The 11,321-nt window shown below is 38.0% G+C and carries 9 protein-coding genes; 1 reads left to right on the top strand and 8 read right to left on the bottom strand.

Features of this window, described 5'->3' with window-relative positions:
- The first annotated feature begins 68 nt into the window (after positions 1 to 68).
- The gene (locus RBL01_RS05140) at positions 69 to 590 is read left to right on the top strand and encodes a DsbA family protein (RefSeq protein ID WP_002287818.1); all 522 of its coding nucleotides are present in this window, start codon (positions 69 to 71) and stop codon (positions 588 to 590) included.
- Positions 591 to 1,288: 698 nt separating this feature from the next.
- Here RBL01_RS05140 and RBL01_RS05135 read toward each other — a convergent pair.
- The 8 genes from RBL01_RS05135 to uvrA all read right to left on the bottom strand — a co-directional run bounded on the left by RBL01_RS05135 (position 1,289) and on the right by uvrA (position 11,319).
- Positions 1,289 to 1,855, bottom strand: coding sequence for a hypothetical protein (locus RBL01_RS05135; RefSeq protein WP_038809917.1), 567 nt, complete (start codon positions 1,853 to 1,855; stop codon positions 1,289 to 1,291).
- 178 nt (positions 1,856 to 2,033) lie between these two features.
- Positions 2,034 to 2,690 carry a hypothetical protein gene (locus tag RBL01_RS05130; protein ID WP_002299629.1) on the bottom strand — a complete coding sequence of 219 codons (657 nt, stop codon included), beginning with the start codon at positions 2,688 to 2,690 and terminating at the stop codon, positions 2,034 to 2,036.
- A gap of 567 nt (positions 2,691 to 3,257) precedes the next feature.
- Entirely contained in the window at positions 3,258 to 4,193 is a 936-nt protein-coding gene (whiA, locus tag RBL01_RS05125; RefSeq protein ID WP_002337679.1) for a DNA-binding protein WhiA, read from the bottom strand.
- 33 nt (positions 4,194 to 4,226) lie between these two features.
- Complete coding sequence (locus RBL01_RS05120) at positions 4,227 to 5,225, bottom strand: uridine diphosphate-N-acetylglucosamine-binding protein YvcK (RefSeq protein ID WP_038809919.1); 999 nt, start codon at positions 5,223 to 5,225, stop codon at positions 4,227 to 4,229.
- Positions 5,222 to 6,106, bottom strand: a complete 885-nt coding sequence (gene rapZ / locus RBL01_RS05115) for an RNase adapter RapZ (protein WP_002289695.1) — start codon at positions 6,104 to 6,106, stop codon at positions 5,222 to 5,224. Before rapZ ends, RBL01_RS05120 begins: the two co-directional genes overlap by 4 nt.
- Before the next feature lie 134 nt (positions 6,107 to 6,240).
- Entirely contained in the window at positions 6,241 to 6,972 is a 732-nt protein-coding gene (locus RBL01_RS05110) for an aspartate racemase (RefSeq protein WP_038809921.1), read from the bottom strand.
- Positions 6,973 to 6,975: 3 nt separating this feature from the next.
- The gene (locus tag RBL01_RS05105) at positions 6,976 to 8,241 is read right to left on the bottom strand and encodes a D-aspartate ligase (protein ID WP_002294441.1); all 1,266 of its coding nucleotides are present in this window, start codon (positions 8,239 to 8,241) and stop codon (positions 6,976 to 6,978) included.
- Between the two features lie 261 nt (positions 8,242 to 8,502).
- Positions 8,503 to 11,319, bottom strand: coding sequence for an excinuclease ABC subunit UvrA (uvrA, locus tag RBL01_RS05100; protein ID WP_038809922.1), 2,817 nt, complete (start codon positions 11,317 to 11,319; stop codon positions 8,503 to 8,505).
- Positions 11,320 to 11,321 lie beyond the last annotated feature (2 nt).

Genomic DNA, 11,321 nt, shown 5'->3' with positions numbered 1-11,321 from the left:
AAACAGTCTAAATCGTTGCCTTTTTTTGTCAGACATGTATAAACTATAAGCGAAAGAGGTGTTTTAACATGGATATATCAGTGATTGATGCAACGAAAACAAATACACAAAAAGGAATCCTTTATGGTTCATCGAATGCTCCTAAAAAAATGGTCGAATTCATCAACCTAGCTTGTCCGTATTGCCGACAATGGTTTGAAGAATCTTATGAGCTATTAGAAGAAGCAGTCCAAAGCGGGCAATTGCAGCGAGTGATCAAATTGTTCGATAAAGAAAAAGAAAGCTTGCAGCGAGGAAACGTGATGCACCGGTATCTCACAATCAGCGATGGTCAAAAAGCGATCAAAGAGATCAAACAAATATTCGATACTCAAGACGAGTGGAAACATCTTTCTCTCCAAGAAGTAGCGGATTTTGCAGTAGATAAACTAAAGCTGACAGAACAAAAAGACGAACAGCTGAGCCAAGCTGTCATCAACGAAGCTGAGCAAGCACATATTCGATTTGTTCCGACTGTCATCTTGGGTAAAGAAATCTTTGATGAATCTATTTCAATAGAGGAATTAAAAGAATTGATCCAAACAAAATAAAAAAATAAGGAGCGTAGGACAAAAGTAAAGAACACTTTTGTCTCACGCTCTAAACACCTATAAACGGCGGAAGCAGAAGCAACTCCTTCTTATTTCTTGGAGTTAAACGCTTCTGTCCCAGCCTCCTTATTCCGAATAAATGGTGTCCAAAAGCTTGCATCTGCCAGATTATCTCATTTCTTATGACAAGCTGAGCAAATTATCTCCACCAAATAATTTATTCATATTTTTGACTTGCGCATACTAACTAATTCTTAAATTTTCATACAAAATTTCTCAAATTCCCTTAACGAGTAATATTTATGTACGGTGATTCACACTAGTATCCCAATCACTTTTTAAGTTATCCCGATTTCAATTCTACTTCAAAAATAGTTGCTTTTATGTATGCTGTTAGTTGATTAGATGGTCGTTTGTTGAGCTAGGTCGTTTATTTTAAACAAGTTGTTTCTTTAGCTTATACCTATCTCGTCTACCAAACGCAAGATGGCAAACACAAATGCATACGCATCTGTATTTGCCACTTTGATTCGTATAAAGCTAACAACTCCTAACTCCTCTCATTTAATAGTTGCTCTCTTTTTTATTCAGATACATTTTTGCTGATCACAGCCTAGTATTTCAATGGTTTTGAACACTAAACCAAATTGTTCCATTACAACATTCACTGGCTGATGAAATGGATTAATAGATTTCGATTATTCAAAGCGATTTTCTATTGGTGGATTGTGTTCCCAACTAACAAGACGGATTCCAAAGTCATTATATAACTCTTCAAGAGTTAACCCTTTCCTGTTCCCAATAGATGTATCTCTCCCACGCTCGATATAAAATATGGAGTTTCGAATGCCAAGACCTGGCAAATCTTTCCTTGTTACAGTTACACTGCTACTAACTTCCCCCATATAAAATCCAGCTCCTCCAAAATGATAATATATTTTTCGACCATCATCTAACTCATGTAACAATAATTGTTGTGCCCTCTTGTCACTCGCCAAATGCAAACGCCACGTGCGATACCATGCCATGCTACCTGCATCTGCAGAAAATCCATCAAATAATGCAACAATTGTATCTTCTATCACAATCCTTTCCCCATCTACTTCATATTCTAATCTAAAATCAAACTCCCCTCGGGTAATCGCAGGTCTTGGTGGCTTAGGACCCAATATTATTCTACTTAAAACCGCATTCGTTCCAAGATGAAACACAGCTATAACAACAATAATGATTAATATTTTGTTTCTATTTGATAAATTTATCATTATTCGCAAATCACCTCTACATTCTCACATACTAGTTCGTAATACTCCTTTAATATCAAAATATCTACTGATCGTAATAATATTCGCTATGAATTCCTACTACTCGTATAAGAAAGGCCAAATCATCAGCTTTTACTTGCTGATGATTTGGCTTGTTTCTATTTATCGTAATTGTTTTCTAATCACCAAAATTGTTAACAATCGGTTCAGATATTTCCCAATTCACTAGCCTTATATTATATTGATTTAACAATTCTTCTTCATTTATTGTATTTTGATCAAGCGGACCAAATTGTTCTAATAATTCTTTGTCATGTAAAATATCCCTTCTAGTAATGCCTCTTTCCCTTTCAATGAAAGAAGCACTAGGAAAAGTATGATTATAACCATTCAACCTATCTCCCATGTAATAATTAGCAGGTCCTGGAAAATAAAATATTTGCTTATTATCACTAACTTCTAACAGCAACACTAAATCTTCTCCGCTGGCTAAACGACTTGTCCATCTACGATATCTCCCTATGCCTTCGTTCATTCCAAATCCATCAAATTCAACTATTAACGTGTCTTCTATCACATGTAATTCTTCATTCAATTCATACTCAAGTCTAAAAGGAAATTCTCCATATGTAATCTCTGGCAATGGTGGTGCTGGAGTTCTCCAAATAAATACAATAACTGTGAATAGAAAAAATCCAACGATCGATATAAATGTTATGAGACCTGCTCGAAGTAAAACCCGATATAATAAAAATGCTGTATTTCGCTTTGCTATATCTAGAAAAATAAAAAGTACTGCAATCATAATGATAGTAAAAGTTGTAAAAAAACGCATTTTTGCCCTCCCTTTATAAACATCGATTCTCAAATTCTAAACCAAATCTTGGTAGTTCAAGTTCAGGTATAACGTATTCCAACCATACATCTCAATTACTATTTATGAACCTATGATTATCACTGAATAAATCACTCCATCCCCTTGTTAAAACTTCTACATTAATTACACCTGGTTGTTTTCGACTAGCTAATCCAATGAACTTATCAACCATCCTTATCCACCAACCACGAGAATCTTGACCAGAAGTAAGAAGAGCAGTTCTCAAGGATGATCGAGCAGTTCCTTCCAGTTTTTTAATTAATCAGGCCAGTTATAGATAAATACTTGATCTTATCTATATCAGGACTTCTATATTAAGCAAAAATTTATGTACAAAACTAAAATCTTCATTCAGTTGTCTCCCCGCTTTTTATACGATTGTATTAAAAACAATAGAAGCCTTTCCAAATTATGTTACTCCAGTAAAGATGGAATTATAGTTTGACGGAAGAAAAGCAAGTATAACTTTTTAAAAAAACTGATACATTCGCATCTCCTGCTTCATGTATCAGTTTTTTCTTTGGATTAAACTGCTTCTTCACGCAGTTTTTCCGCAAATTCATTTATTTTGCGAATTCGGTGATTAATTCCCGATTTTGATATCGCACCTGAGGGAATCATTTCCCCTAATTCTTTCAAGCTGACCTCTGGATGTTGAAGCCGAAGTTCTGCGATTTCCTGAAGTTTTTCAGGAAGGGCATATAGACCGACCTTTGCTTCGATCAATTCGATGTTTTCGATTTGTTTAGAAGCCGCATCAATCGTCTTGTTCAGATTTGCTGTCTCACAATTGACTAGACGATTGACCGAATTTCTCATATCCCGTACGATTCGAACATCTTCAAATCGGAGCATTGAGTTGGTTGCACCAATCAATGTTAAGAAATCAGCAATTTTTTCTGCTCCTTTTAAATAAGAAATATAGCCATTGCGCCGTTCAAGCGTTCGAGCATGTAGACCGTAATAATTTAACATATCGCAAATGTCTTGGTTATGCTGTTCATAAATAGAAAATATTTCCAAATGATAACGGCTCGTTTCCGGATTATTGACTGAACCTGAGGCCATAAAAGCACCACGTAAGTAAGAACGCATTTTTTGCGAATTTCCCATAATCTCGTCCGAAACGTGTCCATTGAACATCATACCATCCATGATATCAAGATCCATCAACACATCTTTTGTGCCTTGCTTCAACCGGACGATATAGACATTGTTCTTTTTTAATTTCATTTTTTTACGAACGAGTAGCTCACTTCGTACCTGATAATGATCTTTCAAAAGAGAATAGATACGTCTGGCAATTGCAGCATTTTCTGTTTGGACGTTCAAAATAAACTGCTGGTTCACAATACCTAAAGAGCCGTTCATTCGCAGCAAAGCAGCTAATTCCGCTTTCGCATGTTCTCGATGAACTTCCAAACCAGTTAGTTCTTTCTTCACATCTGCAGCAAATGACATCCTATTCTCCTCCTTTCTCCAACAATAAATTGCTTAATATTTTGAACCGAAAACTAAACGGAACAATTCTTCTACTACTTTGTCTCCATCGTGGAAGACACCACCATCTTTCAATTCCAAAAAGTCGGTGGAAATCACTCGACATCCTTCATTTCTCAATCCGTTGAAGTCGTGTGCGACTTGTACTAGATACTCATCATAGATCTCTGGGTCCATATAATTTTCAGGCACTTTTTCCGTATTGACCAATACTGTATCGATAAAAGGCTGATTCAAATGCTTGTGTAAAACACGTATATGATCGGCATCTGTGAAATGTTCCGTTTCCCCTTTTTGGGTCATGATATTACAGATATAGACGGTTTCAGCAGTTGTCTTGAGCATTGCTTCGCCGATTTCTGGTATCACTAAATTTGGAAGGATACTGGTGAATAAACTTCCGGGTCCCAAAACGACCATGTCGGCGTCCATAATTGCTGAAACGACTTTTCGAGCCGCTTTGGCTTCACTTTTATCATTTGTGTTGCAGACATACACACGGTCAATGGTTTTACGGTCGATCGCGATTTTAGATTCTCCTACTGCAGTCGTTCCGTCTTTAAAGACAGCATGCAAGGTCAAAGGAGTTTCTGAAGAAGGATAAACATGTCCATCTACATGCATCATTTTTGCTAATAATTGAATCGCCTCATAAGTGCTTCCCCGCATCTCGGAAACTGCGGCAATGATCAGATTACCGATCGTATGATTGGCTAAAAACTGATCTTCCTTTTTGAAACGGTATTGGAAAATATCTTCATAGAATTGTGGCATATCCGATAACGCCACTAAGACATTTCTCAAGTCACCAGGAGGAGCCATAGCGATCGATTCTCTGATTGCACCGCTGCTTCCCCCATCATCTGCAACAGTCACTACTGCTGTGATATCTGCTCCTTGATTTCGCAAACTTTTCAGGATAACTGGCAGACCAGTGCCACCGCCGACCACTACGATCTTTGGTTTTCTTATCCGGTAGGTTTTCATTTTCACGACCGGTTCACCGTCTCTTTCCTTTTATCCTTGTCCCGATGTGTCACATTGACTTTATAGTTTTTCCCTAAAGCATTTGCCAAACGTTCAGTCAATGCCACAGAACGGTGTTGACCGCCTGTACAGCCGATTGCAACTGTCAAGCTGCTTTTTCCTTCTTTAATGTATCCAGGCAATACAGTTTCCAGAAGATCCAAAAATTTATGGTAGAATGATTGCGTTTCATCAAAGGACATCACATAATCATAGACTGGCTGATCTTTTCCGGTCAATGGTCTTAGTTCCGGGATATAATGAGGGTTGGGCAAAAAACGCACATCCATCACAATATCCGAATCGATCGGCAACCCGTATTTAAAACCAAATGATACAAATTCGATCCGAAATCCTTGGTCTCCCTTTGATTTGAATGACTCATTGATTTTTTCACGTAATTGTCGTGGTGTCAATGTCGTCGTATCAATGATCACGGAAGCTTGGGCTTTCAAGTCGTCTAGTATCGCCCGTTCTTTACGTATCCCTTCAGTGATCAAACCGTCCATCGCCATTGGATGTGCTCGTCTTGTTTCTTTGTAGCGAGCCACTAGTTCTTCGTCTGAAGCATCTAAAAATAAGATAGAAGTGTCGATGAAGTTCGTATTTTCGATTTCGATCAGCATGTTTTGGATTTCTTCAAAGAAGGAACGAGACCGTAAATCCACTCCTAAAGCCATTTTTGTGACTTTGCCTGATTCTTTGATTAATTCCCAGAATTTTGGAATCAATCGAGGCGGCATATTATCGATACAAAAATAGCCCATATCTTCAAAACTTTGGATAGCTACTGTTTTCCCTGCACCGCTCATACCTGTTATGATGACTAATTGCAAATTATCTGTCATAATTACGAACTCCTCTCACATTGTGCATAGTAAAATTATATCATTCCGGGCGTATCATTACCAGTTTTCTTTTTCTTTTACAAAAAGATTTGGACCAAATATCTTTTAGGATATTTGCCCCAAATCCAATTTTTTTACTTTTCCGATGCTGTATCCAATGCCTTGCTTCTTTCAGCTAGCGCTCGTTCAATCGTCCGATCTGCTAAAATAGATTGGGCATCGATCACTGGATAATGGTTATCTTCAGCAAATTCATGCATCAATGACAATTCTGTGCAACCTAAGATGACTTTTTCACAGTTTAGGCGCTCTACCGCTTCTTCTAAGATTTCGTAATATAGCTCTTGATTCAAATAATCCGATTCCTTGATCTCATGATAGATCAGATAATTGATTTTTTCTTGAAGAACAGTATCAGGAATCACTGTTTTGAATCCAAGATTTTTGACTTCGCGTTCATAGATTCCAGCTTTCATACTTCCTTCTGTTCCTAGAATCGCTACTCTCCCTGTCGTATGCTGACGGACAAGTTCATTTGCTGCTTCTCTTGGCATATGAAGGATAGGAATATCCGTTGCCGCTTGTAATTCTTCAAAAAAGTAGTGTGCGGTGTTACAAGTCAACACAATGAAGTTCGGCTGCAATAAATTTTGTTTCTCAATATCATCCAGCAGAAACGGCATTGGATTTTCTTCTGATCGATCTAAAATATAAGCTGTACGATCAGGAACTGTTGCATGATTGAATAAGACATAATTCAAATATTCTTGATCTTTTGTAGCTTTCGTTCGGTGGTTGATCAAGCGAACAAAACTTTCTGTCGCCATCGTGCCCATTCCGCCTAAAATACTGAAAAAATTCTCCATGAACTAGCCTTCTTTCACATGAAAATACTTTTTGAATCTTGGAATATAGTTATGGAACATATATTTCATCAACAACCAGCGCTTGATTGACCGGTCTTTTTCATAAAACACAGTAGTACCGTAACGATTTTCTTTGATCATTTGCTCAGCTAGTTTTTTGTCTTCATTTTCCCGAGCATATTCTAAAAAGATTTTTTTGGGCACACCCATCCATAATCTTGCTTTATCTGATTGATTCGTTCCATAGGTCGTTTCAACAAAGGGTTTGTTAAACACTCGATCTTCTGTGACGAAACGAGCCAGATTCAAGCCGTTCAATGTCACAAAGAAACTGCTACGACCTTGTCTCAAATTGATTTCAAATAATTTATATTCTCCATCTCTAGGATCATACTTCATATCGAAATTGGCAAAGCCTGTATATTCGATTTTTTCCAAAAATGCCTTAATGGTTTGATAGATTTTTTCGTTATAATCTGGCATGATCACAACGTAATTACCAATCGATGCTGGTGTAGGATCTTCTAACAGTGGATGACCAAGACACATCATCCGAACTTGATGATCTTCATCTACATACGCATTTAGCACACGCATATTACTATCATCACCCGGGATAAAATCTTGTACAATCATTTCACTTTTATAACCGGCTTCGTATATCCGGCCTAAAATTAAATCGAACTCTTCTCTAGTCTCTAAAATAAAAGCTTTTTTTCTTCCTTCAAATTGGACAGAAAGATACTCCACACTGTTTGCAGGTTTCAAAGCAACTGGGAATTCAAAAGGCAATTCCTGTTCCAAATGTCCATTTACTAACATTTCTTCTCTGACGATCAATGTTTTAGGATACGGAAGATCATATTCTTCACAAACTTCATAAAAGCTTACTTTATTGATCAGTCTTTCAAATAAAGAATAATCAATATATGGACAGATAAAATATTCTGACAGCTCTTGTTTATGTTGGGAGATCAATTCTGCATATCCATCACCACAAGCAATCAAAAGATATTTTTTACTCTTATCAGAATATCTTTCTTTTGCCAAACGAAGCATCGTCTCGATAAATACAGGGTCTTTATCAAATCCTGGAATAACTTCTACATTGACAATTTTACTGTAGCGGGTAGGGGCTAACTGATCCGAAGCATATGCTTGGCAGATTTTGCCGTATGCTTCATTAAAAGAACGTGCCATACCATAAACGTTCATGTCGCTTCCTAATAATATAGGGATAAATTCTTCATTTTCAATACTGTTCATCATTATCTCTCACTTACTCATAATCTCTTGTTTTTCTTTTCCAACTACACAAGGAATATCATACCATAAAGAAAAAAGCAATCAAAGGAAACTCCTCCGATTGCTCAATTCTTTTTTGAACGGATTGAACTTATAGGAAGTTTTTGTCTATACCAATCAGTGTAGAAAGAACTACCATGTAATGATTCTAGAACACTGATATTAATAAAACAAGCAAAAATTCATTTTTTATGTTTTTTTAACTATCTCAGCTATCTATCCTCTTTATACCATTATTTTTTTCAAATAGTGACCTGTATAACTTTCTTTTACGTTAATGATTTCTTCTGGTGTTCCAGTCGTAAGGATCGTTCCTCCACCTTCTCCACCTTCTGGTCCTAAATCAATGATATAATCTGCTGTTTTGATTACATCTAGATTGTGTTCAATCACTAAAACTGTGTTACCAGCATCTACTAATCTTTGTAATACATGCAACAAGCGGGCGATGTCATCGCTATGAAGTCCTGTCGTTGGTTCATCTAGTATATAGAAATTCTTTCCATTAGAGATTTTGTGCAATTCACTGGCAAGTTTCATCCGTTGTGCCTCACCACCGGACAATGTCGTTGCTGGTTGCCCCATCGTCACATAACCTAAGCCAACATCAACAATCGTTTGCAGTTTGCGATGAATCTTTGGAATGTGCTTGAAGAATTCTACAGCATCTTCTACTGTCATTTCCAAAATATCAGCAATGCTTTTTCCTTTGTAATGCACTTCTAATGTTTCAGAGTTATATCGTTTGCCATGACATACTTCACAAGGAACATAGACATCAGGCAAAAAGTGCATTTCGATCTTAATAATTCCATCCCCGCGACAAGCTTCACAACGACCGCCTTTTACGTTGAAACTAAAACGCCCTTTCTTATAACCCCGCATTTTTGCCTCGTTCGTTTGAGCAAATAACCCACGGATATCATCAAATACACTTGTATAAGTCGCTGGATTACTTCTCGGCGTCCGGCCGATTGGGCTTTGATCGATATCGATGATCTTTTCGATACTTTCGTAGCCGGAAATTGTCTTGAATTTACCTGGCTTAGCAGAATTCTTATTTAATTTTTGCGCTAACGATTTCTTTAAGATACTATTGACCAATGTACTCTTTCCAGAACCAGACACACCTGTGACTGCTACAAATTCTCCTAATGGAAATTCAACACTAATATTTTTCAGATTGTTTTCTGAAGCACCAGTGATCTTGATTGCTTTCCCATTACCTTTACGGCGTTCTTTTGGTACAGGGATTGATTTTTTCCCTGAAAGATATTTCCCTGTCAAAGAATTTTCATCATTAGCTACTTCTTCAGGAGTGCCTGCAGCCACGATTTGTCCGCCTTGTTCTCCGGCCCCAGGTCCGACGTCAATCAGATAATCTGCTGCCCACATCGTATCTTCATCATGTTCGACTACAACGAGGGTGTTGCCAAGATCACGCATTTTCTTTAATGAGCCAATCAGTCGATCGTTGTCGCGTTGATGCAATCCGATCGATGGTTCATCTAAAATATACAAAACTCCAGAAAGATTCGATCCAATTTGTGTAGCCAATCTGATTCGCTGCGCTTCTCCCCCAGATAATGTTCCGGAAGCGCGACTCAAAGTTAGATAGTCTAGTCCCACATTTTCCAAGAATGAAAGTCTGTCATTTACTTCTTTTAAAATCGGTTTGGCAATTACTTTCTCTTGTTCAGATAACGTTAAGTTTGAGAAGAAATCTACTGCTTTTTGAATAGACAACTCATTTGTTTGCCCGATATTCGTTCCATTGATTTGAACAGATAGAGCTTGGGGATTCAATCGATAACCTTTACATGTCTGACAAGTTAATTCTGTCATATAAAGACGCATTTGCTCACGCGTGAAATCACTGTTCGTATCATGATAACGACGCTCGATATTCTTCAATACCCCTTCGAAAGTCGTTTCTACATCGCGAACGCCACCAAAATCATTTTCATAATGGAAATGGAAAAGATCATCTGTCCCATTCAAGATGATATCCTGATGCTCTTCCGGTAATTCTTCGAATGGTGTATCTAAATCGATACCGAAACTTTCACAAGCCTGCGCTAACATTTGAGGATAATACTGAGAGCTGATTGGATTCCATGGAACGATAGCACCTTGACTAAGTGTCTTCGTTCTATCTGGAATCACTAAATCTTGATCGACTTCTAATTTGACACCTAAACCATCACAGTCTGGACAAGCTCCAAAAGGCGCATTGAATGAGAACAGTCTTGGTTCTAGTTCGCCAACAGTAAATCCGCAATAAGGACAGGCATAGTGTTCGCTAAGCAACATTTCTTCTTCACCGATCACGTCAACCAGAGCATAGCCGTCTGCCAATCGCAGGGCCGCCTCTAAAGAATCAAATAGACGAGAACGAATCCCTTCTTTCACAATGATCCGGTCGATGACGATCGCGATATCATGTTTTTTGTTTTTCTCCAGCTCAGGCACTTCACTTAAATCATAGATCTCACCATCGACTCGAACGCGGACGTATCCCTCTTTTTGGATTCGTTCGAATATTTTTTTATGTTGTCCTTTTTTCTTTACCACGATCGGTGCCAACACTTGGATCTTTGTGCGCTCAGGCAAAGCCATTACTTGATCTGCCATTTGATCTACTGATTGACTGGTAATCTCGATATGATCGTTGGGACAAATCGGATGTCCTACACGTGCAAACAACAAGCGTAAATAGTCATTGATTTCCGTCACAGTACCTACTGTCGACCGAGGATTTTTACTTGTTGTTTTCTGATCAATAGAAATCGCCGGACTCAATCCGTCGATGCTATCTACGTCCGGCTTATCCATTTGTCCTAAAAACTGACGAGCATAAGCAGAAAGGCTCTCTACGTATCTCCGCTGCCCTTCAGCGTACAGCGTATCAAATGCTAGGGAACTTTTTCCAGAACCGGACAAACCTGTAACGACCACGAATTTATCTCGTGGAATCGTTACATCTATATTTTTCAAGTTATGGGCACGTGCACCGTGAATCGTAATTTTATCGTTAGCCATGT

The sequence above is a fragment of the Enterococcus sp. SB12 genome (genome assembly GCF_030910025.2).
In the GTDB taxonomy this organism is placed as follows: Bacteria; Bacillota; Bacilli; order Lactobacillales; family Enterococcaceae; genus Enterococcus_B; species Enterococcus_B faecium.
This window is presented reverse-complemented; position numbering and strand designations above follow the sequence as displayed.

Excerpts from the sequence above, each read along its gene's own strand:
- RBL01_RS05140 (WP_002287818.1), top strand. The coding sequence starts at position 69 with ATGGATATATCAGTGATTGATGCAACGAAAACAAATACACAAAAAGGA.
- RBL01_RS05135 (WP_038809917.1), bottom strand. The coding sequence starts at position 1,855 with ATGATAAATTTATCAAATAGAAACAAAATATTAATCATTATTGTTGTT.
- RBL01_RS05130 (WP_002299629.1), bottom strand. The coding sequence starts at position 2,690 with ATGCGTTTTTTTACAACTTTTACTATCATTATGATTGCAGTACTTTTT.
- whiA (WP_002337679.1), bottom strand. The coding sequence starts at position 4,193 with ATGTCATTTGCTGCAGATGTGAAGAAAGAACTAACTGGTTTGGAAGTT.
- rapZ (WP_002289695.1), bottom strand. The coding sequence starts at position 6,106 with ATGACAGATAATTTGCAATTAGTCATCATAACAGGTATGAGCGGTGCA.
- RBL01_RS05110 (WP_038809921.1), bottom strand. The coding sequence starts at position 6,972 with ATGGAGAATTTTTTCAGTATTTTAGGCGGAATGGGCACGATGGCGACA.
- RBL01_RS05105 (WP_002294441.1), bottom strand. The coding sequence starts at position 8,241 with ATGATGAACAGTATTGAAAATGAAGAATTTATCCCTATATTATTAGGA.
- uvrA (WP_038809922.1), bottom strand. The coding sequence starts at position 11,319 with ATGGCTAACGATAAAATTACGATTCACGGTGCACGTGCCCATAACTTG.